Source organism: Lysobacter sp. H23M47 (assembly GCF_015209765.1).
Lineage (GTDB): Bacteria > Pseudomonadota > Gammaproteobacteria > Xanthomonadales > Xanthomonadaceae > Novilysobacter > Novilysobacter avium.
Map to the genome: position 1 here is coordinate 1,512,317 of NZ_CP063658.1, position 22,621 is coordinate 1,534,937.

Here is a 22,621-nt window from a genome sequence, read left to right on the forward strand (position 1 = left end):
GCGCCCTTTACGCGAAGCGGGGGTCATGCCAGTTACCTTCCGTCGCCACCCATCAGGCCTTTTTGAGGAAGCAGGTCTTCAATACCAGTCCCTTGATCTTGTCGGAGTTGCCTTCGATGTTCTCGGCATCGTCCTCCACCAGGCGGATGTTGCGGATCACCGTGCCCTGCTTGAGCGGGATCGATGATCCCTTGACCTTCAGGTCCTTGATCACGGTGACGGTATCGCCTTCGTTGAGGATGTTGCCGTTCACGTCCCGCACCACCGTCGCGTCTCCCGCACTGGCATCGGGACTGATCGGCCACTCATGGCCGCAGTCGGCGCACACGTAATGATCGCCGTCGGGGTAGGTGTTTTCCTTGCCGCACCTGGAACAGGCTGGAATATCGGGCATAAAAGCACCGTCCATCGAAGAGTGGGGGCCGGTGAGTATAGGCCACGTATCGAGCCACCCCCCGCAACCCGTTGAATTGACTATGGAAGATTCGGTTGCTTGCGCGTGCTCCGTTAGCGACCGTTGACGGTGAATTCCCGGTAGCATGAGCTGGGGCCCGTTGTATGGGTCCATCCTTGCGGACCACTTACTGGCAGCAAGCCCGCTCCCGCCATGCGTTCAGCCCTCTCGGGGCGACGTTTTCCAAGGGGGTTTCCATGCCCGGCTATCTCACGCGCCACCAGCGCATCCGCCTCGGCGAGCTCGACTACACGATCCGCTCGCTCAGCGACAAACAGCAGTTTGCCGACCCCGATGGGCGCGCCGAACGGCTGGGGATCTCATCGGCCCAATGGTCCTTGTTCGGGCAGGTTTGGCCCGCCGGTCAACTGCTCGCCAACGCGATGGCGACCTTCGATATAGAAGGAAAGCGGATCCTGGAAGTCGGTTGCGGGCTGGGACTCGCCAGCCTGGTTCTGCAGCGTCGCGGTGCGGACGTGATCGCCAGCGACATGCACCCCCTCGCCGAGCCGTTCCTCGCCTACAACAGTGCACTCAACCACCTTCCCAGCGTGCCGTACCGCAAGCTGCAATGGGGCGTGCCGCTGCCGACACTCGGCCTTTTCGATCTACTGATCGGAGCCGACGTCCTGTACGAGCGCGAGCACGACGAACTGATCGCCGCGCTGGTAGACCGCCATGCCCTGCCCGAGGCGGAGTTGCTGTTTTGCGACCCGGGACGGGGCCACAGCGGGGCTTTCACCCGCGCACTTGCGCTGCAGGGTTTCGAGGTCAGCGAATCACGCGGCGCGCTGGATGAGGACGAGGCCGGGACATTGCGCGGCCGGCTGCTGCATTTCCGCCGCCGGGCCACAGCGGGGGTCCAGTGAAGCCGGGTAGCACGGAAGTCGCGGCGCCGGAGATCGATCGTTCCGTCTGCTGCCAGCACTGCGATGCGGTGTGCTGCCGCCAGACGGTACTCGTGATGCCGGAGGACACCGAAGTTCCCCGCCACATGATCGCCCACACCGCACACGGCCTGGCGGTGATGGCACACGACGAGGACGGCTGGTGCGTTGCGGTGGATCCCACCCGGATGAACTGCACCATCTACGCCCAGCGCCCTGGCGTGTGCCGTGCATTCCAGATGGGCAGCCGCGATTGCCGGGACGTCCGCGAAGCGTATTTCCACCGCTACGACGAGGCGGAACTGCCGCCGGAGTGATCAGCGGCGTAGCTGGTGGGATCTGGAATTCACCGCACTTGATCCAGCGCCTGTGACAGGTCTGCCCACAAGTCATCGACATGCTCGATGCCCGCCGACACCCGCAACAGGCCTGCAGTGATGCCCGTCGCCTGACGGGTGGCCTCGTCAAGGACACGGTGGGTGAGCCCGGCGGGATGCTGGATGAGGCTGTCCACCGACCCCAGACTGACCGCGGGGGTGAGCAGGCGCACCGACTTCATCACCGTGGCCGCCGCCGAATGACCGCCGTGCAGATCGAACGCGAGCAGCGCGCCGGGGCCGCGCATCTGGGTTGCAACCAGGTGATCGTTCGCGACCGCGCCCATGCCGGGATAGAACACCTTCGCGACGGCCGGATGTTGCGAGAGGCGCTGCGCCAGTACCCCTGCGTTGTGCTGGGCGCGTTCCACCCGCAACGCCAGCGTCGGCAGACCCCGATGCAGCAGGTACGCAGCCAGCGGGTGAAGGAGCGCCCCGGTAACCGCGCGGACCTGGCGCAGCGGCTTTGCGTTTTCCTCGCTGCAACACACCACGCCGGCAATCACGTCGCCGTGGCCGCCAAGGAATTTGGTCGCGCTGTGCAACACGTACGTGGCGCCCATGGCCATGGGATTTTGCAGGACCGGAGTGGCAAACGTGGAATCCACGGCCACCGGCACATGGCCGGCGGCCGCCACCACGGCGCGGATATCGACCAGGTCCAGGGTCGGGTTGGCCGGGGTTTCGATCATGACCAAGGCTGTATCTCGACGCAGGTGCGAGCCGATCTCGCCCGCGTCGACAAACTCCGCCTCCAGCCCGGCCATCCCGCTGGCGAGCAGGTGATCGGACGTCCCGTACAAGGGACGCACCACCAGCACATGTCCGCCCTTCTGGCGGACTGCCATCAGCAGGGCAGTCAACGCAGCCATGCCCGACCCGAAGGCAACGCAGGCCCCGCTTCCCTCCAGCTGTGCCAACGCGGCTTCCACCCGCGCCACGGTGGGGTTGTGCAGGCGGGCATAGATCGGATTGGCGGCGCTGGCGTCTCCGGCCACCAGCGCGTCGAAACTCGCGGTGCCGGCCGCGAGGTCGGGCACCGGATAGGTGGTGGAAAGATCGATGGGCGGTGCGTGCACGCCCAAGCGGCCGAATTCCTCGCGGCCGGCGTGTACGGAGAGGGTGTCGAGGTGGGGCATGCCAGCGGGCTCCGTTCGATATGGAGACCCATACTAGAAGCTGGTGCGGGTGTTAATCTCAGCGTCGAAGAATGTTCGGGAAATCCCCATGATGATGACGCTGGATCGAATCGACTTCGAGCTGGTGCAGCTGTTGCGGAAGAACGCGCGGTTGCCCAACAAGGAACTCGCCGAGCGTGCGGGAATCGCACCGTCCACGGCGCTGGAGCGGGTGCGACGCCTGCGGCAATCCGGAGTGTTGCTGGGCTATCACGCGGAGATCGCTCCGATCGCCATCGGAATAGGACTGCAAGCGATGGTGTCGGTGCGGCTGGCCCGGCACTCACGGGAGCTGCTGGACAGCTTCCATGCCCATCTGCAGCAACTCCCGGAAGTCCTGGCCTTCTACCACGTCGCAGGCGCGGACGATTTCCTCGTCCACGTCGGCGTGCGTGACAGCGCGCATCTGCGCGACTTTGCCTTGGCCTCGTTCACCGAGCGCCACGAAGTGGCCCACATCGAGACCAAGCTCATCTTCGAGTTCAGGCGCAACGTTGAACTGCCAACCGGGCCGTTGGACGCGCCCGGCTTGGCCTAGCGACCCGGCCTAGAACCGATAGATGGCCGCGAGTCCGGTCTCGCTGGGCATCCGGCCCTTGGGAACCACGACCACCTGGCCGCCGTTGGCGATCACCTTCTCGGCGATGTCGTCCAGCAGATCCTCGCCAATGCCTCCCTCGGCAGCGAAGTCCACGGCACCGCTCTCGGGGTCCATGGTGCCGTTGACCTGGCGGTCGGCCTCCACCAGCAACGTGGACACGCGGCCGGAAAACGCACTGCGACCGACCTGGGCGACATCGTCGTTGGCAAGCCAACGTGCGCGCGCCGCGTGGTACATATCGACCAACCCGGCCAGACGCTCCAGGTATTTCGGCTCCATGACGCGCCACGCACGCTCGCGCAACTCATCCATGCCCAGTGCATCGGGATGGGTGTCGATGCCCTGAGGCAGGAGGTAGGCGTTGTGGCTCAGCTTGCGAAACACCGCCTGGTGCTCTGGCAACGCGGCCAGCATCAGCGGCAACCGCGACGGGCGGGAGAACTGCTCGGCTACCGCGCGATCCACCGCACGGAAGAACTGCTCGGTATCGGCGTCCACCAACTTGCTGCGCTCGATCTGGCCGTCGTTGACACCGGCGATGGTGGCCGCGGCTCCGCGCGACCACGAGGCCGGACGCTGGCGCAACGGGTCGTCGCCGAGTACCGATTCCAGGGTGTCGGGAAAGTCGTCGCCGGCGTCGAACGGATCAAGCGCATCGCGGTTGCCGACGAACAAACTGGCGCTGTGACGGTTGATCGCGAGAACCTGGTAACGATCCGCGGACTGCACCATCCGCAGCAGCGGCTTGATGTGGAAACTGTCGCCGACATTGACCAGCTCGGGCACGGCGCGCTGCAGGCGGTAGACGCGGAAAATATCCGGCGAGACCAGCACCGCCAGGCCGTCCAGGGTGTGGTTCCAGAAGTTGCGCTCCTCGCCCAGCTTGCGCAGGTTGGCCAGCAGCGGCGCCGGATCCTTGTCCGGATAACGCTCCTTCCACGACGCCTCCGCCTTCTTGACCAGGTTGCCGAAACGGATAGGGTCCTGGCCGTTGTCCGGATGGCTGCGATGGGTCGGCTGATACAGCGAAATGCACGGGCCGACCGGATCCTGGAAAAGGTTTCCGGTGAAGTCGTCGATAAGTGAATGCATCATGGCACCTCTATAAACGTGGAATGGGGCGGAAAACCCCCGGTGTTGCTACCTGGGAGCCAGTCTACCCGGCGCAGTTGAAGGCAGCGTCGTGACGGGATGTGGCGCTGTCGCGGCTGCGCGCCGGAAAGACTGCGGGTTTGCCGTATCGTGGCCCCATGCCCGAGCTGAAGTACCTCGCCGGTTACGACGCCCATCTGCTGGATCAGGTTCGCGCGATGATTCACTCCGATCGGCTGGGCCCCTGGCTGCGTGAGCGCTACGAGCAGCCTCACGATGTGCGCAACGACGGCGCCTTGTACCAGTACGTTGTCGGGCTCAAGGATCGGCACATGCGCAAGGCGCCTCCGCTGGACAAGGTGGTGTTCGACAACCGCCTGCAGGTCGTGCGGCATGCGCTGGGCACCCACACATCGATCTCACGTGTTCAGGGTGCCCGCCTCAAGGCGAGCCGTGAGATACGGATTGCAGGGGTTTTCCGCGACGCACCCCATTCGTTTCTCCGGATGATTGTCGTCCACGAGCTGGCCCACCTGCGGGAGTCGGCGCACAACAGGGCGTTCTACCAGCTCTGCGCGCACATGGAACCGGACTACCACCAGTTGGAGTTCGACATGCGGCTGTACTTGACCCAGCTGGAGATCGATCGGCGCAAGCAGTTGCCGCCGATCGCCGATCCGTAGACCTCCCACGACTCAGCCGCTGCAACCCCCGCAACAGATGGACGGCAACTGCTCGATCGCGTCCGGTCCCACCGGATAGCCCGCGAAACCCAGGACGGTGGCCAGATGCCCGGAATCCAGCGTCGCTGCGACGCGCAGGCGCCCGGTTGAGGGCGTGAAATCGATGACCGCCGCAGGGTCGACGTCGTAAATTGCATCTTCAATCCGTTCCAGCGCCTGGGGGTCGATAACTGCGTCGCCTGCCCTGTCGCCCATGTCGACGTGAAACTCGCTCATGCCGGTGCTCCTGCCTGTGTTCGTCTTGACGGCCATGGTGCGCGGGCCCCCGGAGGAACGCCGTGACCACGGTCAAGCGTCGGGCAGACCGTAGCGCCGGTTGGCGCTTTGTTCAGCCCCGCTTGCCAGCATGCCCCCATAAGCGGCTATTCCTGGTGCACGGGTAGATATCGCGGTCGGGTTGGCACCGCCGCGTGCAGGCAGGTGGCGGCGCACCGTGCGTTGGAAGAACAGGTTGTTGGGCACCTGCAGCACGGACGTGGTCTTGCCGTCGATGCACTCCTGCAGCGTCGTGTAGATCAGGTTGATGTCCACCACCTGGCCCTGGAGCCCCGGTTTCTCCCCGTTCTCGAGCAATTCGATGTGGTCATTCAGCCGGAACGGCCGCGTGGTGAGGATCAGCGCGGTGCAGAAGATATTGGACAGCACGCTCCAGGCGGCAAAGAACGCGACCGCGCCGACGGCCGCAAAGCCGGTGAACGCGGTCCACAGGATCGTGCCGGAGACCCCGAAGCGCTCCAGTATCAACAGCAGCGCCCCGAACGACACCAGGAAACCGAGCAGTCGGCGCCCGCCGACCGCCACCTGCGGCAGCAGGTTGTAGCGCTGGCTGACACGCAGGATCAGGCGCCGCCCCAGCGCCCGAAGGGCCCACGCCGCAATCAGGATCAGCACGATCTGCCCGGCCGGAACAAGTACGTCAAGCCACTGCTGGCTCCACGGCGGCAACTGGTCTTTCATCGGCGATTCGGCGCTCTTGCAGGTGGTTGGATCCGCGTGCGGATCCTTGAGGGAGGCAAGGATACCGCCAGCCAAGGGCGCATGCGGGGGTGGCTTTTGTCATGGGTGGCCAAGTGGCGCATGGGTTAGTCTGCAACATCCCAACGACGAGGTTCCTGTCCTATGAAGCACCCTCTCGCGCTGGCCCTGGCTGTGGCGCTGACCACCAGCCTGGCCGCATGCAGCCAGTCCGAAGCCAATCCGGCTGAGCCCAGCCAGTCCGCATCCCAGGACGGCAACACCGTGAACGAATCCAGCGACAACCCCTTCTTCGCCGAGAGCAGCCTGCCGCTGCACTACCCCGCGTTCGACAAGATCACCGACGCCGATTTCGGCCCCGGTTTTGATCGCGGCATGGCCGAGCACCTTAAGGAAGTCGAGGCGATCGCCAACAACAGCGCAGCGCCGACTTTCGAGAACACCATCATCGCGCTGGAGAAGTCCGGCGAGATCCTCGACCGCACCTCGACCGTGTTCTTCTCGCTGGTCGGTGCCGACACCAACGACACCCGCAAGAAGATCCAGGCCGAGTACGCACCAAAGCTCGCCGCGCATCGCGACGCCATTGCGCTTAACCCCAAGCTGTTCGAGCGCGTCCAGAAGCTGTACGACACCCGCGACTCGCTGGGCCTGGATGCCGAGGGTGTGCGCCTGGTTGAGCGCTATCACACCGACCTGGTCCGTTCGGGTGCCAAACTCCCCGAAGCCGACAAGGTGCGTCTGAAGGAAATCAACGGCGAGCTGGCCAATCTCAGCACCTCTTTCAACCAGAACGTGCTGGCCGAGGTGAACGCGTCGGCCATCACCGTTGACAGCAAGGACGAGCTGGCTGGCATGACCGACGACCAGATCGCCGCCGCGGCCGACGCCGCCAAGGCCGCCGGCAAGGAAGGCAAGTACGTCATCGCCCTGCTCAACACCACCGGCCAGCCGCTGCAGTCGCAGCTGGAAAACCGCGCCCTGCGCGAGCGCCTGCACAAGGCATCGGTCAGCCGCGGCAGCCGCGGCAACGAGTTCGACAACAGCAGGCTGGTGTCGACGATCCTCAAGCTGCGCGCCGAGAAGGCCGGCATGCTCGGTTATCCGACCTACGCGGCCTACGTGTTGGCCGATGAAACCGCCAAAACCCCCGAGGCGGTCAACGAAATGCTCGGCAAGCTGGCCCCGCCGGCCGTCGCCAACGCCCGCCGCGAAGGCGCCGCGCTGCAGGCAATGATCGACAAGGAGCAGGCCGCCAAGGGCGAACCCAGCTTCAAGCTGGAGCCGTGGGACTGGGCGTATTACACCGAGAAGGTCCGCGCCGACAAGTACGACTTTGACGAGTCACAGCTCAAGCCGTATCTGGAAATGAAGAACGTGCTCGAGAACGGCGTGTTCTACGCCGCCGGCCAGCTGTACGGCCTGAGCTTCAAGCAGCGCACCGACCTGCCGGTCTACCACCCCGACGTGACCACATACGACGTGTTCGACAAGGACGGCAGCCAGCTGGCGATCTTCGTGTTCGACCCGTTCGCCCGTCCGTCCAAGCGCGGCGGTGCGTGGATGAACTCCTACGTCTCCCAGTCGGAGCTGACCGGCAACCTGCCGATCGTGGCCAACCACCTCAACATCACCAAGCCGACCAATGGCCCGGCGCTGATGACGTGGGACGAGACCACCACGATGTTCCACGAGTTCGGCCATGCGCTGCACGGCATGTTCTCCAACGTGAAGTACCCCTACTTCAGCGGCACCAGCGTGCCGCGCGACTTTGTCGAGTTCCCGTCCCAGGTCAACGAGATGTGGGCCGACTGGCCCAGCGTGCTGGCCAACTACGCCAAGCACTACAAGACCGGCGAGGCAATGCCGCAGGCGTTGCTGGACAAGGTTGCGGCAGCTTCCAAGTTCAACCAGGGCTTTGCCACCACCGAGTACCTGGGTTCGGCGATGCTTGACCAGAGCTGGCACCAGGTGAAGGCCGACAGGATCCCTGACGCCGCCGGCGTAATGGACTTCGAAGCCGCGGCGCTGAAAGCCAACGGGACCGACTACGCGGCCGTGCCGCCGCGTTACCGCACGCCGTACTTCAGCCACATCATGGGCGGCTACGCAGCGGGCTACTACGCCTACATCTGGTCGGAAGTGCTCGACGCGAATACGGTCGAGTACATCAAGAACAATGGCGGCCTGACCCGCGAGAATGGCGATCGCTTCCGCGACACCCTGCTCTCGCGCGGCGGCAGCAAGGACGCCCTGCAGCTGTTCCGTGACTTCGCCGGCCACGAGGCGGAAATCACGCCGTTGCTGGTACGCCGAGGACTTGATGGCACGGTCACCGACGACGCCAAGGTGCCGGTCATCAAGGAGTAGTCCAGCCGCGAGGCCTGGATCAAAAACGCCGCCGGGTTTGATCCCGGCGGCGTTTTTGGTGATGAAGGATTTTGTGGACCGATCAGCGCTGGCTGCCACCGTCGAAGAGCTCGCGGTATTGGGCGGCGAGATGCGGCATCAGGACGCTGGCCGGCACATCAACCGTCTGGACCCCATCCGAGTAGGGTCCGACCTGGTAGGGCGAGAACACGAATCGCAGTCCGCGCAGCTTTCCCGCATCCCCTGGCAATGGCTCGAACTGGGCGAACTGCGCCGCCTCGGGCGCGGTTCCATCGTCGATCATCCGACCCGCGCTGCGCATCATCCGCGTGCGCTCGGCGGGGTCTATGCGCTCGGCTTCCAGCCGCTGCGAAAGACGCGTATGCAACTGCTCGCGGGCGAAGTCGGAAATCGCTTTCCAACCGGCGGCGTCGGTCAGCAGCTCCTCGGCGGTCAGCATCCTGTTCTGCGCGGGCAGCCAGTTGAAACGCGCAAGCAACGGCATGCCATGCGCACCGCCCGTGTAGCTGCTGCCGTCGGCAGCCCAGGACACCAGCTGCGGTGTGCGCAAAAGCTCGACAAAGCTCAGCGAGAGGTCATACGGGACGTTGCTGCCGGCATCCTCACCGCGGGGCCGCGACTGTGCGGCCTGGATCATTTCCTCGCGGGCGCTGTCGGCATAGGCTTTCAACTGCCTCGCCAGCCCCGGATACGTGGAGGCATCGCCCTGATAGCTGATGCCCACCAGATAATCGCTCGTTCCCTCGACGGTGTCCTCAAGTATCACGGGCCGGTCGTCGGCCACCGGTTCGGGCAACGCTGAAGGCTGGGTGCTGGCAGGGACTGCCGGCGCGGCCGCGTCGGGCGGCGAGCGATCGCAGCCGGCCGCGGTGACCAGCAGTGCGGCCAGGAGCGCGGCGATGAGTGGCGTGTGACGCATGGAGGTACCCCCTGGACGAATTACGCGCAGCCTAAATGCGCGGACGTGACGTCCGGATGCACGCAAACCCTCTGCAACCAGGTCTGCCGCCCGATGCGGCTCTCCGCCGGTCAGGGGCCGCGGGGGCTCACCAATCGGTGCGGTGCGGGATCAGTCCCTGCAGTTCCTCATCGGTCAGGTTGCGCCACTGGCCGATCTTCAGCCGACCCAGCTTGACGTTGCCGATACGCACGCGCACCAGGGTCTTGACCCGGAACTTGAAATACGCGGCCATCAGTCGGATCTGCCGATTGAGTCCCTGCACCAGCACGATGCGAAAGCCGAAACGCCCCAGCTTGGAGGTCTTGCAGGGCAACGTGGTCTGACCGTGGATGGGCACTCCCTTGGCCATCGCGCGCAGGAATTCCGGGGTTACGTCGTGGTTGACCGCCACCAGGTACTCCTTCTCCAGCTTGTTTTCGGCGCGCAGGATCTCGTTGACGATGTCCCCGTTGCTGGTCAGCAGGATCAGCCCTTCCGAATCCTTGTCCAGGCGGCCGATGGGAAAGATTCGCTGCTCGTGACCGATGAAGTCGACGATGTTCCCGTCTACCGCCGACTCGGTCGTGCAGGTGATCCCGACCGGCTTGTTGAGCATGATGTAGACGTGCTTGCGCTTGCCCTTGGCCACGGTTCGCACACGCAGCGCCTGGCCATCCACCTTGACTTCGTCGTCTTCGCCGACTTCGGAGCCGACCCGCGCGCGGATTCCGTTGACCGTCACGCGGCCCTCCGAGATCAGGCGATCGGCTTCGCGACGGGAACAGAACCCGCTTTCGCTGATGTGTTTGTTGAGGCGCATGGTTGGGCGTTGACCGGAACGGGGCGCGTAGGCTGGCACAAGTGCCCATTAATGGCGAACACCAGCGAAAGATCCGCCGATGACCACTCGCCCACGCACGTTTGCGTCGGCTTACTCGACCAGCGAAAGATAGGCGGGATGGCGCTTGGCCCATCCAGCGGCATAGGTGCATTCCGGGCGCACCTTCCACTTCTGCTCGCCAGCGTATTTGAAAGCCGATTCCACAAGCTGACCGGCGATCCCACGGCCGCCAATCTCCGAGGGCACGCCGGTGTGGGTAATGACCATGACGCCCCCTTCCTCGTGATAGTCCAGCACCGCATCGGTGCCGTCCACGGTTAGGGTGAAACGACCGGCGCCGGCGTCGTGGCGCGGTGCCGGGGTTTGCGGTGATGTGTTGTCCGGGGATTGTCCTGCCATGGGGAAGCTCCTGACGGTTGTTGGGATGCCCGCAATCTACTACCCAAGGCATTCACCGCAGATGAGCACCGCGCAGGGGGACACTGCGTGCCTTCTCCCGTCGGGACCTGACGCGGTGGGGCAACATGCTGCCGCGCGGGGGGTGTCCCTGCCGGTGTTGGCGACTGGCACGGAACCTGCTGTGATCTGCTTACACCCGCCTCCTGCGGGCTCGGGGAGGTGAGCAATGTGGGATCAGGACAACTCGCGCGCCGCGCCGCGCGCCGCCTGCGCCGACGACGATGAAGGGGACCTGGTAGCGCGTCTGTACGAGCTGAGCCAGGACTCGGCCGCCGACGACGCCGAGCTGGAAAGCCTGGACGCTATCGTCTACCAGCGCCTGCTGCAGACTTACGGCGACGAGGTCACCGTCCCACTGGACGCCTGAGTTTCCGCCTCATCCGAACGAGGGGCTCAGCAGCGCACGCACGAAGTGGCTGCCGATGGCCGGGTTGAGCATCAGTACGAACAGCACACCGTAGATCGCCCCGGCGAGATGCGCGCTGTGGTTGGTCCGGCCGCCGCCGCTTCGATCCATCCAGAACGAGTAGCCGACGAAGAACACGCCGTACAGGATCGCCGGAACGGGCAGGAAAAATACGAAGATCAGCGACCACGGCTTGACCAGGATGAAGGCGAACAACACCGCCGACACCGCTCCGGACGCGCCCAGGCTGCGGTAGTTGCGGTCGCCCTTGTGGCGCACGTAGGTGGGCATGATCGCCACCACGATTGCCGACAGGTAGAACAGCGCGAAGCCCACTGGCCCGATCATCTGGGTGATCAGCTGCTCGGCGAAGCGGCCGAAGAAGAACAGCGTGATCATGTTGAACAGCAGGTGCTGCCAGTCGGCGTGGATGAAGCCGTGGGTGATCAGGCGGTCGTACTGCTTCGCGCCGCTGATGGCCGGCGGCCACAGGATCAGGCGATCCAGCAGGCGCGGGTTTCCGAACGCCTGCCAGGAGACCAGGACGGTGACGGCGATGATGGCCAGGGTGATCATGGGTCAGACTTTCCGGTAGTGGTCGACGACGCGGTAGCGGCGGGCGTAGAGCCCGAACACCAGCGCGGCCACCAGTGCGAAGGCGGCAAAAAAGAACATCTGGAATGAGGCGGTGCTGAGCCCGGTGGCGGCGATGTTGCCGGTCACCGCATCGTTGCGGACCGCGGCGTTGGCCAGCAGCACCCACAGGTTGCCGATGGTGGTGGTCAGGTTCCAGAAGCTCATCACCACGCCCTTCATCGCCAGCGGCGCCTGGCTGTAGGCGAATTCGAGCCCCGTCGCCGAGACCAGCACCTCGCCGAAGGTCAGCAGCGCGTACGGCAGGACCTGCCAGACGATCGACATCGGGTCGCCGTTGTCCATGGCCACCTGGATACCGCCGATGGCGATCCAGGCCAGGCCGCTGAAGGCGATGCCCGCGGTCATCCGGCGCAGTGCGGTGGGTTCCCAGCCGAAACGCCGCAGCGCCGGGTACAGCACCATGTTGTTGAACGGGATCAGGATCATCACCAGCGCCGGGTTCAGCGCCTGCATCTGCGATGAGACAAACCACTCGGGCTTGGCCATCGCGTTGCCCTGGATGACCCAGGTCGACGCCTTCTGGTCGAACAGCGAGAAGAACGGCGTGGTCAGCGCGAAGATCACCAGCACCCGCAGGACGCTGCGCACGCCATCGACCGCCATGTCCGGATGCACGCCGCGGGCCCGATCAAGCTGCATATAGGCGCCGCCGCCCACGCCGACCAGCAAAACCACCAGCGCGATGCAGAACGCGATCACGAATCCCAGGGTCGGAATCAGTGCGAACGAGGCGGCGGCCACGACCAAGCCCGCCATCGCCATCCACAGGCCCATCCTCCCCTGCCCCGGCTTCTCGGCCAGCAGCGCGGTGCGGATGACCCGCGAGAAGGAGTCCGGATCCGCCACCGTGGCCGGCGGGACGATCACGTAGTGCTTCCGGCCCAGCCAGAACACCAGGGTGGCGATGAACATCAGCGCGCCCGGGATGCCGAAGGCCACGCTGGCACCGAAGTGCTTCAGGAACAGCGGCATCATCAGCGAGGCGAACAGCGAACCGAAGTTGATGATCCAGTAGAAGCCGTCAAAGACGACCTTCGCCAGGTGCTTGTTGGTGCGGTCGAACTGGTCGCCGACAAAGGACGCCACCAGCGGCTTGATGCCGCCCGCGCCCAGCGCGATCAGGCCCAGGCCGGTGAAGAACCCGGTGCGGCTGTCCTCGAACATCGCCAGGCAGGCATGCCCGGCGCAGTAGATCAGGCTGAACCACAGGATGGTGTTGTACTTGCCGAAAAACCGGTCCGACAGGTAGCCGCCAAGCAACGGGAAGAAGTACACACCGATCATGAAGGTGTGCATCAGGTCCTTCGCCGCCAGCTCGCGCTCGGTGCCTTCCAGGATGTGCTGCAGCAACGTCGAGGTGATCAGGAACTGCACCAGGATGTTGCGCATGCCATAGAAGCTGAAGCGCTCGCATCCCTCGTTGCCGATGATGTAGCGGATCTGGCGCGGAAACCGGGCCTTGCCGGTGCCCGCGGCGGCGTTGGTCGTCATCGTTGGATGGTCCGGAAAAATCGAAACCCGGAGCCTACGCGAAGCCGGTCGCCAACGCCCCTGCCGTTGGCGCTCTTCCGCTCAATCAGAAGCTGCGGCTCGCGGAAACGCCGATCTGCCAGTGACGACCCGGCGCGGGCTCGTAGTAGCGCCCGTTGCCGTCGTTGACGATGACCGAGCCGATGATGTCGCGGTCAAAGACGTTGTTGAGCCGTGCGAAACCGCGCCATTCCAGCCCGGCGCGCTGGATGCGGTGCTCGGCGGCCAGGTCGAAGCGCGCGGCCGCCGGCGCGTATTCGGAGTTGGCATCGTCCACGGCGATGCGGTCGGTGAACCGACCTTCCAGCATCACGTCGGTCGAGGCGAGCGGGCTCCAGCGCAGCTCCGACCACGCGGTATTGCGGGCCAGCCCCGGGATGCGACGACCTGCCTGGATGATCAGGCTGTCGTCGCCGCAGGGCGGCGTCCCGCACGCGGCGAAATCGGTCAGGTATTCGGCGTCCAGGAAGGTGTAGGCGCCCGACAGGTGCCACTGGGGCGCAAACTCGACGGTACCGGCCAGTTCCACGCCGCGCCGCCGCGAGACGCCGGCGTTGCCGTACACGCTGCGACCGCCTTGGTTGGCGATGACCACCAGCTCGTCGCGGGTCCGGCTCTGGAACACTGCTCCGGACCATTCCCAGCCGTCGCGTCGTGCGCGGACACCGGCTTCGATGTTGCGACTGCGCGCCGGCTCCAGCCCGTCGTTCAGGCCGCTGCGATCGTCATCGCGATAGGCCAGCTCCGACAGGGTCGGCGTCTCGAATCCAGCGCCCGCGTTGGCGTACACGCTCAGCCACGGGGTCGCGCGGAACAGCACTCCGGCGACCGGCGAGGTGCGCGCGTACTCCAACGAACCGCTGTCATCGGGGTTGTCGGCGGTGATGTAATGATCGCGCGAGTTGAAACGCACCTGGCTGCGGCGTGCGCCCAGGTTGATCCGCCAGCGTTCGGCCGGAGCCCACTCGGCCTGCGCGTAGATATCGCGGGCGGTAACGCGGTCGTCCTGGTCGCGGCGGAGCTTGCCCACCACGCCGATGCGGTCGCCGATGAAATTCTCGAACCCGCGCCGGCGCTCCTCCGACACCTGGTATTCCAGCCCGGTGGTCAGCGAGAACGGCCGCTCCAGCAGACTGGAGGTCCATTGCCAGCGCAGGTCGGCGCCGCTGTAGTCGCGATCCAGGTCGATCGCTCCGCCGCCGTGCATGGGGTTCTTGCGCTGGACGATGACGGGGACTGAAAGCATCTGGGTGGTCTTGCGACTGCCGGCGTGGGCCGTCAGTTGCAGCGTCTGCGATTCGCCCAGCGCCTGCTCGATCCGGGCGCCGGCCTGGCCCTGGCGGACCGTCTTGCGGGTGTCGAACGCGAGCGCGCCATCGCTGGCAGCGCGACGGTCACCACGCAACTGGCTCGCGGTCAGCCCCTGCGGGTCGTCGGCCTCGAGGTCCAGACCGTTGACCAGCACGGTGTAGCGCGTCCCCGTGCCGGCGGCGCCTTTGAGTACCGTCTGGCCGCTGCGCCGGTGCGAGCGGCTGTGGCGGCGATAGCCGTCGCTGCGCACATCGGCGAAATCGCCAACGAAGCTGCCGTCCCTCCCGTCACCCCAAGGGGTCTGGAACGACAGCGAGGACTGCTGCAAACCGTAGCCGCCCAGCACAAGGCCGGCGGAGAGCGTCGGTTCGGCGGGTGCCGATGCGGTGAACAGCGAAATCACGCCGCCCGAGGCGTTGCCGTACAGCGCCGAGAACGGGCCGCGCAGCACTTCGATGCGCTCCGCCGATGCGATCGGAAAATGCGACACCTGCCCCTGCCCGTCCGGCATCGTGGCCGGGATCCCGTCGGTGTAGAGCCGCACGCCGCGTACGCCAAAGGTTGCCCGCGCGCCGAAGCCACGGATCGAGATCTGCAGGTCCTGCGCGTCGTTCTGGCGATTGCGCGCCACCACGCCGGGTACCCGGCCCAGGGACTCGGACAGGTCAATGGCCGGACGCGCCCGATGGATGGCGTCGGCTTCCACCACGTCGATGGCGGCCGGCACCACGAGGGCGTCGGCGGGGATCCGGGTCGCCGAGACCACGACCGAAGGCAGCTGCACCGCGGACCCTGAGGGGGCATCCGGGCCTTTTGTGGGGTAACGGGTTGACTGGGCGTGGGCGGGAGCCGACAGCGCCATGACGATGCAACCGTGCAGGAGAATCAGCGACGGCCAGGTGCGTCCAAGGGTATGTCCCACGTTGCAAAACCTCGTATTGGGCGCGTAGCGCATTCGTGAATGGACGCGCAGCCTAACGCGGTTCGCAGCAGGGGCTTGTGTTCAGGCATTCACAGATCGTCTGGAAGCGCGACATCACCCGTACGTCAAGTGTCGGCAGCGACAATCACAGCCTCGGCCACTCCGCGTCGCGGAATCCAGATTCCGCTAAAGAACGTATGCAACGAGAACGCCTGTTCAGGTTTCTGGCGGACTGCGTTGACAATAAAAGAATGATCGTTCATTCTCCCCCGGTCAGAGCGGCCGCCCGCTCTTTTTTTCATTCCATTTTTGAGTCCAGTCCCATGCCCAGGTCCCCTCGCCACTTGGTTTTCCTGCCGCTGGCGCTAGCCGCCGCCCTCGCCGCGTGCGGTGGTGAGCCAGAAGCCCAGCAACGTCCCGCGACCCCGGTCACCGTGGTGACGCTTGCTCCGCAAACCACAACGTTGACGCGGGAACTGCCCGGCAGGACCAACGCCTACCAGATTGCCGAGGTCCGCCCGCAGGTCACCGGGATCGTTGCCAAGCGCCTGTTCCAGGAGGGTGGCAGGGTGAAAGCCGGCCAGCCGCTGTATCAACTGGACAACGCGGCCTACCGGGCGTCGGCGGCCACCGCACAGGCACAGCTGGCGCGGGCCAAGGCGACCCTGGTCGCAGCCCGCCTGACCGCGGCGCGTTCGGCCGAGCTTGCCCGGATCGACGCCGTGAGCAAACAGGACAACGAAAACGCCACCGCCGCCCTGCGCCAGGCCGAAGCGGAAGTCGCCGCCGGCCAGGCCGCTGTGCAGAGCGCGCAGGTGACCCTGGGTTTCGCCCAGATCACCGCGCCCATCAGTGGACGGATCGGCAAATCCTCGGTGACACAGGGCGCGCTCGTTACCGCGAACCAGCCAGAGGCATTGGCCACCGTGCAGCAACTGGATCCCATCTACGTGGACCTGACGCAGTCCGCCAGCGAGCTGCTTGAACTGCGCAAGGGTCTTGCCTCCGGGAGCCTGGAAGACGGTCGCAGCCTGCCGGTAACGATCCTCCTGGAGGACGGCACCGAGTTCGAGTACAAGGGCGAGCTGGAGTTCTCCGAGGTCAGCGTGGACCCGACCACCGGCAGCTACGCGCTGCGGGTCAAGGTCGCCAACCCCGACGACCTGCTGCTGCCGGGCATGTACGTACGCGCGGTGATCGGCGGTGGCGTGCGCCAGAACGCCATCCTGGTGCCGCAACAGGGCATCACGCGCGACCCCAAGGGCAACGCGACGGCCATGGTCGTCAATGCCGAGAACAAGGTGGAGGTGCGCCAGGTCAAGGTCAACCGCACCATTGGCGACAAATGGCTGGTGGATGACGGCCTGGTGGCGGGCGATCGCGTCATCGTCGAGGGCCTGCAGAAGGTGCAGCCCGACGCCCCGGTACAGCCGACGGAAGCCGGTGATCAGCCCGCGGCACCGGCTCTGCCGGGCGCCGACGGCGGTGCGCCAGCGGGCGCGGCTCCCGCCGCCGCCCCAACGGGTGCGTCCAACCCCGATGCCGCCGACCCGGCGACCCCCGCCGATGCCGCCCCGCCCGCTGACGAAGCGCCGGCCTCGCAGCAGTAAGCAGAGAATTCCCCATGGCCCACTTCTTCATTGACCGCCCGATCTTTGCCTGGGTGATCGCGATCATCGTGATGCTCGCCGGTTCGTTGGCGATCTTCACCCTGCCTATTTCCCAGTACCCCACGATCGCGCCGCCCACGGTGTCGATCAATGCCAACTATCCGGGCGCGTCTGCCCGCGTGGTGGAGGACTCGGTGACGCAGATCATCGAGCAGAACCTGAAAGGCCTCGACGGCCTGCTGTACTTCTCCTCCACCAGCGCGGCCAACGGCAGCGCGTCCATCACCCTGACCTTCGACGAGGGTACCGACCCGGATACGGCGCAGGTGCAGGTGCAGAACAAGCTGCAGGCCGCGATGCCCCTGATGCCGCAGGAAGTGCAGCGCCAGGGCGTGAACGTCAGCAAGTCCTCCAGCGGATTCCTGCAGGTCATCGGCTTCGTGTCCGAAGACGGCAGCATGAAGAAGGACGACATCGCCGACTACATCGGTGCCAACGTCGCCGATCCGCTCAGCCGGGTGCCAGGCGTCGGCAACATCCAGGTGTTCGGTGCCAAGTACGCCATGCGCATCTGGCTGGACCCCAACAAGCTCGATACCTACGCCTTGACGCCGGCCGACATCACGGCGGCGCTGCAGGCGCAGAACGCCCAGGTCGCGGTGGGTACGCTCGGCGGTGCGCCGGCTATTGACGGCCAGCAGATCAACGCCACCATCACCGCGCAGGATCGGCTGCAGACGCCGGAGCAGTTCCGCGACATCATGCTGCGCAACAACAAGGACGGCTCGGTGCTGCGTCTGGGCGACGTCGCCCGCGTCGAGCTGGGTGCGGAGAACTACGAGTTCATCACCCGCTACAACGGCCAGACCGCGACCGGTGTGGCGATTTCGCTGGCCACCGGTGCGAACGCGCTGGACACCGCCGATGGCGTGAAGAAAACCCTCGAGGAGCTGAAGCCGTTCTTCCCACCGGGCCTGGTGGCGGTCACCCCGTTCGACACAACCCCGTTCGTCCGCGTCGCGATCAAGGGCGTCATCATGACGCTGATCGAGGCGATCGTGCTGGTGTTCCTGGTGATGTACCTGTTCCTGCAGAACTTCCGCGCGACCCTGATCCCGACCATCGCCGTCCCGGTGGTGCTGCTGGGCACGTTCGGCATCCTGTCGGCGCTGGGCTTCTCGGTGAACATGCTGACCATGTTCGCGATGGTGCTGGCGATCGGCTTGCTGGTCGATGATGCGATCGTCGTGGTGGAGAACGTCGAGCGGCTCATGTCCGAGGAAGGCCTGTCGCCACTGGAGGCCTCGCGCAAGTCCATGGACCAGATCACCGGCGCCCTGGTCGGCATCGGCGTGGTGCTTTCGGCGGTGTTCATCCCGATGGCATTCCTGGGCGGGTCCACCGGCGTCATCTATCGCCAGTTCTCCGCCACCATCGTCTCGGCCATGGCCTTGTCGGTGATGGTGGCGATCGTGCTGACGCCGGCGCTGTGCGCGACCATGCTCAAGCCGATCAACAACGGCGAGCATGGGAAGACGACCGGGTTCTTTGGCTGGTTCAACCGCCACTTCGACAGCGGCAGCGCGAAGTACCAGCGTGGCGTGCGCTCGATGATCGGTCGGCGCAAGCGCTACATGGGGGTCTTCGCCCTGATGGTGTTGCTGATGGGCTTCCTGTTCCTGCGCCTGCCCAGCTCGTTCCTGCCTCCCGAAGACCAGGGCGTGCTGTTCTCCGAGATCGTGGCGCCGGTGGGTGCCACGCAGGAGCGGACCATGGAGTCGATCACCAAGCTGGAGGACTATTTCCTCGAGAACGAGAAGGATGCCGTTGAGTCGGTGTTCTCCATCCAGGGTTTCAGCTTCAGCGGCACGGGCCAGAACAGCGGCATGGCGTTCATCAAGCTCAAGGACTGGAGCGAGCGCAAGGACAAGGATCTGGCCGCCAGCGCCGTGGCCGGTCGGGCGATGATGGGCCTGTCGGGGATAAAGGACGCGTTCGCGTTCGCGTTCTCGCCGCCGGCGATTCCGGAACTGGGTACGTCCGCAGGCTTCACCCTGTACCTGAAGGACAACGCGGGGATGGGCCATGACGCCCTGGTCAACGCACGCAACCAGTTGCTCGGCGCTGCTTCGCAGGACCCGATGCTGGTCAACGTACGCCCGAACGGCAAGGAAGACGCACCCCAGCTGCGCCTGGACATCGACCAGCAGAAGGCCGCCGCGCTGGGGCTTTCGGCTGCGCAGATCAATGCAACGCTGGCCGCCGCGTGGGGTGGGCAGTACATCGATGACTTCATCGATCGCGGCCGGGTCAAACGGGTGATGTTGCAGGCCGATGCGCCGTTCCGGATGGTGCCCGATGACTTCAACCGCTGGTCGGTACGCAACAATCAAGGCGAAATGGTGCCGTTCTCGGCGTTCGGCACCTCGCGCTGGGAGTACGGTTCACCGCGACTTGAGCGCTACAACGGCGTGCCGGCGATGGAGATCAACGGCGAAGCCGCACCGGGCGAGAGCTCCGGCGCAGCCATGGACCGCGTCGAAGAGCTCGCAGCGCAACTGCCGCAGGGCTTCGAGATCGAGTGGACCGGCCTGTCGTTCCAGGAGCGGGCGGCCGGCGCGCAGACCCCGCTGCTGTACACCCTCTCGCTGCTGATCGTATTCCTGGCGCTTGCCGCGCTGTACGAAAGCTGGACGATCCCCACGGCGGTGTTGATGGTCGCCCCACTGGGCATCCTGGGCACCGCCCTGGCGGCATCGCTGCGTGGCATGGAGCGTGACGTGTACTTCCAGGTGGCGATGCTGACCACGGTGGGTCTGACCAGCAAGAACGCGATCATGATCATTACCTTTGCCCGCGACCACATGGTCGAGGACGGGATGGATCTCATCCGGGCCACGATGCAGGCGGTGCACGAACGCCTCCGACCGATCCTGATGACTTCGCTTGCGTTCGGAATGGGCGTTCTCCCACTGGCCATCGCCAGCGGCGCTGGATCGGGCGCACAGCGTGCAATCGGCACCGGGGTGCTCGGCGGCATGATCGTAGGGTCGCTGCTGGGTCTGTTCTTCGTACCGCTCTTCTTCGTGGTCATCGAGTTGCTGTTTGACCGGGACCTGCGCAAACCCGCTGCCGAAGCGCTCGCAGCAGGAGATGACAGCAATGCATAAGCCTCTAGTAACTGCGCTTGCGCTGGCGACCAGCCTGTTCGTGTCCGGCTGCGCGATGCTCGAGCCGCGAGTGCCGGAAGTGGCCCCGTCGATCCCTGCCGAGTGGCCGTTGCCGCCGACGACGTCGACCGACTCGATGGCACAGCCGGCGGCCTCCATGGGGCCACAGCTGGATCTGGGCACGACGCCGGTTGCCGACGTCGGTTGGCGGGATTTCTTCCTCGACCCGCGCCTGGAACAACTCATCGCGCAGGCCCTGGAGAACAACCGCGACCTGCGCGTTGCGGTGCTGAATGTAGAGCGTGCCCGCTCGCAGTACCGCATCCAGCGTGCCGACCGGGTGCCCTCACTGGGCGTCAGCGCAGAACTCCAGCGCACCGGCGGTGATGCGCCGGTCACCGAGCTCTACACTGCCGGACTTGGGATCGCGCAGTTCGAACTGGACCTGTTCGGACGCGTTCGCAGCCTCAGCCACGCCGCGTTGCAAAGCTACTTCGCAAGCGAGGAGTCGCGCCGCGCCGCGCAACTCTCGCTGGTGGCGGAGGTCGCCAATACCTACCTGGCGTTGGCGGCCGACCAGGAACTGCTTCGCGTGACCGAGGCCAGGCTGGAGAACCAGCAGGCTGCCTTTGACCTGACCGAGAAGCGTTTCGAGCTCGGCGCACTGTCCGCACTGGATCTCAACCAGGCTCGGACCACGGTCGAAGCCGCACGCTCCGACGTCGCCCGGTTCGCCGGCCAGGTGGCACAGGACATCAACGCATTGACGTTGCTGGTGGGCGACACCATCGACCCTGCGCTGCTGCCGACGCGATTCGAGCCGAGCGTCAGTGGCCTGGCCGGACTGCCTGCCGCGCTGCCGTCGAGCGTGCTGCTGCGCCGGCCGGACGTGATGTCCGCAGAGCATCGCCTGCTGGCGGCCAATGCCAACATCGGGGCGGCGCGTGCGGCGTTCTTCCCGTCCATCAGCCTGACAGGTTCGATCGGCTCGGCGAGCGACGAGCTGTCGGGGTTGTTCAAGTCCGGCAGTGGCATGTGGTCGTTCATGCCGCAGATCAACCTGCCGATTTTCCAGGGTGGCCGGCTGCGCGCCAACCTGGGCATGGCCACGGCGGATCGTGACATCGCGCTGGCCGAGTACGAGAAGTCGATCCAGAGTGGCTTCCGCGAGGTCGCCGATGCCCTGGCGCTGAGCAAGACGCTGGCCCAGCAACGTGTGGCGCAGGAAGCGCTGCTGCAGGCGGCCACCCGTACCAACGAGTTGTCGCAGGCCCGCTACGACGCCGGCCTGGACAGCTATCTCACCCTGCTGATCACCCAGCGCACGCTGTATGACGCCCAGCAGTCGCTGGTGGCAACGCTGCTTGCCGAGCAGGCCAACCGGGTGACCCTCTACAAGGTGCTTGGCGGAGGCTGGGTCGAAGGCCAATGAACGCGGCACCGGACATCCCAGCGGCCAACAAGGCAGAGGCACGTGTAGAGGCGCAACGGGAGCGCATCCTCGTGGCCGCGCAGAAATGTTTCGTTGAACGCGGTTTCCACGGGGCCAGCATGGCCAATATCGCCGACACGGCGGGTATGAGCGCGGGCCTGATCTACCGCTACTTCGCCGGCAAAAACGAGATCATCCTGGCCATCGTGGAGCATCAACTGGCGATGCTGCTCAAGGACATGAACCTGAAGCGCAAGGTCGACATCACCGCTGAGCTCATCGCCAGCTTCGATCGTGGTGGTGATGACGAGACCCGCGGCATGAATCCCGCGCTGCTGCTGGAGATGTCCGCCGAGGCAACGCGCGACCCGAGCATCGCCGCTTCACTGGACGGTTTTGACCGGGCCTTGCGCTGCGCGTTGGCCAGTTGGCTGGCGGAGGACGACGAAGACGGTCGCCCGGGCCTGCCGAAACCGCTGGCCCAGCAACGCGCGCTGTTGATGCAGCTGCTGTTTGAAGGCCTGAAGGTGCGCCAGACCCGCGAGCCGGATCTCGATCGCGACCTGCTTGAGGCGGCGCTGCGGGAGTTCGTGCCGCAATTGCTCGAGGCCTAGCGCTGGCTCGGCGGCAATGTGTTTCCCGATC

21 protein-coding genes are annotated in these 22,621 nt (G+C 65.5%); 10 read left to right on the plus strand and 11 right to left on the minus strand.

Going from position 1 to position 22,621, the window contains the following annotated elements:
* Positions 1 to 52 precede the first annotated feature (52 nt).
* Positions 53 to 394 carry a zinc ribbon domain-containing protein YjdM gene (locus tag INQ43_RS06875; RefSeq protein ID WP_194033619.1) on the minus strand — a complete coding sequence of 114 codons (342 nt, stop codon included), beginning with the start codon at positions 392 to 394 and terminating at the stop codon, positions 53 to 55.
* A 257-nt stretch (positions 395 to 651) separates the two neighbouring features.
* Here INQ43_RS06875 and INQ43_RS06880 point away from each other — a divergent pair, with 257 nt between their 5' ends.
* Both INQ43_RS06880 and INQ43_RS06885 read left to right on the plus strand, forming a co-directional pair.
* Positions 652 to 1,323, plus strand: coding sequence for an SAM-dependent methyltransferase (locus INQ43_RS06880; protein ID WP_194035960.1), 672 nt, complete (start codon positions 652 to 654; stop codon positions 1,321 to 1,323).
* Positions 1,324 to 1,355: 32 nt separating this feature from the next.
* Entirely contained in the window at positions 1,356 to 1,658 is a 303-nt protein-coding gene (locus INQ43_RS06885; RefSeq protein WP_228062677.1) for a YkgJ family cysteine cluster protein, read from the plus strand.
* 29 nt (positions 1,659 to 1,687) lie between these two features.
* Here INQ43_RS06885 and INQ43_RS06890 read toward each other — a convergent pair whose 3' ends face one another.
* Positions 1,688 to 2,857, minus strand: coding sequence for an aminotransferase class I/II-fold pyridoxal phosphate-dependent enzyme (locus INQ43_RS06890; protein WP_194035961.1), 1,170 nt, complete (start codon positions 2,855 to 2,857; stop codon positions 1,688 to 1,690).
* A gap of 88 nt (positions 2,858 to 2,945) precedes the next feature.
* On the opposite strand from INQ43_RS06890, the gene INQ43_RS06895 reads away from it, so the two are divergent.
* The gene (locus tag INQ43_RS06895) at positions 2,946 to 3,434 is read left to right on the plus strand and encodes an Lrp/AsnC family transcriptional regulator (RefSeq protein WP_228062424.1); all 489 of its coding nucleotides are present in this window, start codon (positions 2,946 to 2,948) and stop codon (positions 3,432 to 3,434) included.
* A gap of 9 nt (positions 3,435 to 3,443) precedes the next feature.
* On the opposite strand, the gene INQ43_RS06900 is transcribed toward INQ43_RS06895, so the two are convergent.
* The gene (locus INQ43_RS06900; protein ID WP_194035796.1) at positions 3,444 to 4,589 is read right to left on the minus strand and encodes a hypothetical protein; all 1,146 of its coding nucleotides are present in this window, start codon (positions 4,587 to 4,589) and stop codon (positions 3,444 to 3,446) included.
* 158 nt (positions 4,590 to 4,747) lie between these two features.
* Between INQ43_RS06900 and INQ43_RS06905 the strand changes: the two genes are divergently transcribed.
* Entirely contained in the window at positions 4,748 to 5,272 is a 525-nt protein-coding gene (locus INQ43_RS06905; RefSeq protein WP_194035962.1) for a YgjP-like metallopeptidase domain-containing protein, read from the plus strand.
* 12 nt (positions 5,273 to 5,284) lie between these two features.
* Here INQ43_RS06905 and INQ43_RS06910 read toward each other — a convergent pair whose 3' ends face one another.
* Complete coding sequence (locus INQ43_RS06910) at positions 5,285 to 5,548, minus strand: hypothetical protein (RefSeq protein ID WP_228062425.1); 264 nt, start codon at positions 5,546 to 5,548, stop codon at positions 5,285 to 5,287.
* 72 nt (positions 5,549 to 5,620) lie between these two features.
* Entirely contained in the window at positions 5,621 to 6,289 is a 669-nt protein-coding gene (locus INQ43_RS06915) for a mechanosensitive ion channel family protein (RefSeq protein ID WP_194035798.1), read from the minus strand.
* 162 nt (positions 6,290 to 6,451) lie between these two features.
* On the opposite strand from INQ43_RS06915, the gene INQ43_RS06920 reads away from it, so the two are divergent.
* Positions 6,452 to 8,677 carry a M3 family metallopeptidase gene (locus INQ43_RS06920; RefSeq protein ID WP_194033624.1) on the plus strand — a complete coding sequence of 742 codons (2,226 nt, stop codon included), beginning with the start codon at positions 6,452 to 6,454 and terminating at the stop codon, positions 8,675 to 8,677.
* Between the two features lie 82 nt (positions 8,678 to 8,759).
* On the opposite strand, the gene INQ43_RS06925 is transcribed toward INQ43_RS06920, so the two are convergent.
* The 3 genes from INQ43_RS06925 to INQ43_RS06935 form a co-directional block, all read right to left on the minus strand.
* Entirely contained in the window at positions 8,760 to 9,617 is an 858-nt protein-coding gene (locus INQ43_RS06925; RefSeq protein ID WP_194035963.1) for a DUF3298 and DUF4163 domain-containing protein, read from the minus strand.
* 127 nt (positions 9,618 to 9,744) lie between these two features.
* The gene (locus tag INQ43_RS06930) at positions 9,745 to 10,458 is read right to left on the minus strand and encodes a pseudouridine synthase (RefSeq protein ID WP_043959053.1); all 714 of its coding nucleotides are present in this window, start codon (positions 10,456 to 10,458) and stop codon (positions 9,745 to 9,747) included.
* 111 nt (positions 10,459 to 10,569) lie between these two features.
* On the minus strand, positions 10,570 to 10,878 hold the full coding sequence (locus INQ43_RS06935) for a GNAT family N-acetyltransferase (RefSeq protein WP_194035964.1): 309 nt from the start codon (positions 10,876 to 10,878) through the stop codon (positions 10,570 to 10,572).
* Between the two features lie 226 nt (positions 10,879 to 11,104).
* Here INQ43_RS06935 and INQ43_RS06940 point away from each other — a divergent pair, with 226 nt between their 5' ends.
* A complete protein-coding gene (locus INQ43_RS06940; protein ID WP_194035965.1) occupies positions 11,105 to 11,305 on the plus strand; it encodes a hypothetical protein in 201 nt (66 codons plus the stop codon).
* A gap of 9 nt (positions 11,306 to 11,314) precedes the next feature.
* Here the strand turns inward: INQ43_RS06940 and INQ43_RS06945 are convergent, their stop codons facing one another.
* The 3 genes from INQ43_RS06945 to INQ43_RS06955 all read right to left on the minus strand — a co-directional run bounded on the left by INQ43_RS06945 (position 11,315) and on the right by INQ43_RS06955 (position 15,764).
* Positions 11,315 to 11,920: a rhomboid family intramembrane serine protease gene (locus tag INQ43_RS06945; RefSeq protein WP_194035966.1), complete on the minus strand. Its 606-nt coding sequence runs from the start codon at positions 11,918 to 11,920 to the stop codon at positions 11,315 to 11,317.
* 3 nt (positions 11,921 to 11,923) lie between these two features.
* A complete protein-coding gene (locus tag INQ43_RS06950; RefSeq protein ID WP_194033630.1) occupies positions 11,924 to 13,492 on the minus strand; it encodes an oligopeptide:H+ symporter in 1,569 nt (522 codons plus the stop codon).
* 85 nt (positions 13,493 to 13,577) lie between these two features.
* Positions 13,578 to 15,764 carry a TonB-dependent receptor gene (locus INQ43_RS06955; RefSeq protein ID WP_228062426.1) on the minus strand — a complete coding sequence of 729 codons (2,187 nt, stop codon included), beginning with the start codon at positions 15,762 to 15,764 and terminating at the stop codon, positions 13,578 to 13,580.
* 323 nt (positions 15,765 to 16,087) lie between these two features.
* On the opposite strand from INQ43_RS06955, the gene INQ43_RS06960 reads away from it, so the two are divergent.
* From INQ43_RS06960 to INQ43_RS06975, 4 genes are read left to right on the plus strand one after another with little or no spacing between them, the layout of a single operon-like run.
* The gene (locus INQ43_RS06960) at positions 16,088 to 17,374 is read left to right on the plus strand and encodes an efflux RND transporter periplasmic adaptor subunit (RefSeq protein ID WP_194033632.1); all 1,287 of its coding nucleotides are present in this window, start codon (positions 16,088 to 16,090) and stop codon (positions 17,372 to 17,374) included.
* Between the two features lie 14 nt (positions 17,375 to 17,388).
* Positions 17,389 to 20,544, plus strand: a complete 3,156-nt coding sequence (locus INQ43_RS06965; protein WP_194033633.1) for an efflux RND transporter permease subunit — start codon at positions 17,389 to 17,391, stop codon at positions 20,542 to 20,544.
* A complete protein-coding gene (locus INQ43_RS06970; protein WP_282435688.1) occupies positions 20,528 to 21,976 on the plus strand; it encodes an efflux transporter outer membrane subunit in 1,449 nt (482 codons plus the stop codon). The genes INQ43_RS06965 and INQ43_RS06970 overlap by 17 nt, the downstream gene beginning before the upstream one ends.
* The gene (locus tag INQ43_RS06975) at positions 21,973 to 22,590 is read left to right on the plus strand and encodes a TetR/AcrR family transcriptional regulator (protein WP_194033635.1); all 618 of its coding nucleotides are present in this window, start codon (positions 21,973 to 21,975) and stop codon (positions 22,588 to 22,590) included. The genes INQ43_RS06970 and INQ43_RS06975 overlap by 4 nt, the downstream gene beginning before the upstream one ends.
* Positions 22,591 to 22,621: the final 31 nt, after the last annotated feature.

What these genes read in the sequence shown, in the direction of transcription:
- INQ43_RS06925 (WP_194035963.1), bottom strand. Translation starts at nt 9,617, where the DNA reads ATGCGTCACACGCCACTCATCGCCGCGCTCCTGGCCGCACTGCTGGTC.
- INQ43_RS06900 (WP_194035796.1), bottom strand. Translation starts at nt 4,589, where the DNA reads ATGCATTCACTTATCGACGACTTCACCGGAAACCTTTTCCAGGATCCG.
- INQ43_RS06975 (WP_194033635.1), top strand. Translation starts at nt 21,973, where the DNA reads ATGAACGCGGCACCGGACATCCCAGCGGCCAACAAGGCAGAGGCACGT.
- INQ43_RS06950 (WP_194033630.1), bottom strand. Translation starts at nt 13,492, where the DNA reads ATGACGACCAACGCCGCCGCGGGCACCGGCAAGGCCCGGTTTCCGCGC.
- INQ43_RS06910 (WP_228062425.1), bottom strand. Translation starts at nt 5,548, where the DNA reads ATGAGCGAGTTTCACGTCGACATGGGCGACAGGGCAGGCGACGCAGTT.
- INQ43_RS06915 (WP_194035798.1), bottom strand. Translation starts at nt 6,289, where the DNA reads ATGAAAGACCAGTTGCCGCCGTGGAGCCAGCAGTGGCTTGACGTACTT.
- INQ43_RS06945 (WP_194035966.1), bottom strand. Translation starts at nt 11,920, where the DNA reads ATGATCACCCTGGCCATCATCGCCGTCACCGTCCTGGTCTCCTGGCAG.
- INQ43_RS06905 (WP_194035962.1), top strand. Translation starts at nt 4,748, where the DNA reads ATGCCCGAGCTGAAGTACCTCGCCGGTTACGACGCCCATCTGCTGGAT.
- INQ43_RS06930 (WP_043959053.1), bottom strand. Translation starts at nt 10,458, where the DNA reads ATGCGCCTCAACAAACACATCAGCGAAAGCGGGTTCTGTTCCCGTCGC.
- INQ43_RS06935 (WP_194035964.1), bottom strand. Translation starts at nt 10,878, where the DNA reads ATGGCAGGACAATCCCCGGACAACACATCACCGCAAACCCCGGCACCG.
- INQ43_RS06970 (WP_282435688.1), top strand. Translation starts at nt 20,528, where the DNA reads ATGACAGCAATGCATAAGCCTCTAGTAACTGCGCTTGCGCTGGCGACC.
- INQ43_RS06965 (WP_194033633.1), top strand. Translation starts at nt 17,389, where the DNA reads ATGGCCCACTTCTTCATTGACCGCCCGATCTTTGCCTGGGTGATCGCG.
- INQ43_RS06895 (WP_228062424.1), top strand. Translation starts at nt 2,946, where the DNA reads ATGATGATGACGCTGGATCGAATCGACTTCGAGCTGGTGCAGCTGTTG.
- INQ43_RS06880 (WP_194035960.1), top strand. Translation starts at nt 652, where the DNA reads ATGCCCGGCTATCTCACGCGCCACCAGCGCATCCGCCTCGGCGAGCTC.
- INQ43_RS06875 (WP_194033619.1), bottom strand. Translation starts at nt 394, where the DNA reads ATGCCCGATATTCCAGCCTGTTCCAGGTGCGGCAAGGAAAACACCTAC.
- INQ43_RS06960 (WP_194033632.1), top strand. Translation starts at nt 16,088, where the DNA reads ATGCCCAGGTCCCCTCGCCACTTGGTTTTCCTGCCGCTGGCGCTAGCC.
- INQ43_RS06890 (WP_194035961.1), bottom strand. Translation starts at nt 2,857, where the DNA reads ATGCCCCACCTCGACACCCTCTCCGTACACGCCGGCCGCGAGGAATTC.
- INQ43_RS06920 (WP_194033624.1), top strand. Translation starts at nt 6,452, where the DNA reads ATGAAGCACCCTCTCGCGCTGGCCCTGGCTGTGGCGCTGACCACCAGC.
- INQ43_RS06940 (WP_194035965.1), top strand. Translation starts at nt 11,105, where the DNA reads ATGTGGGATCAGGACAACTCGCGCGCCGCGCCGCGCGCCGCCTGCGCC.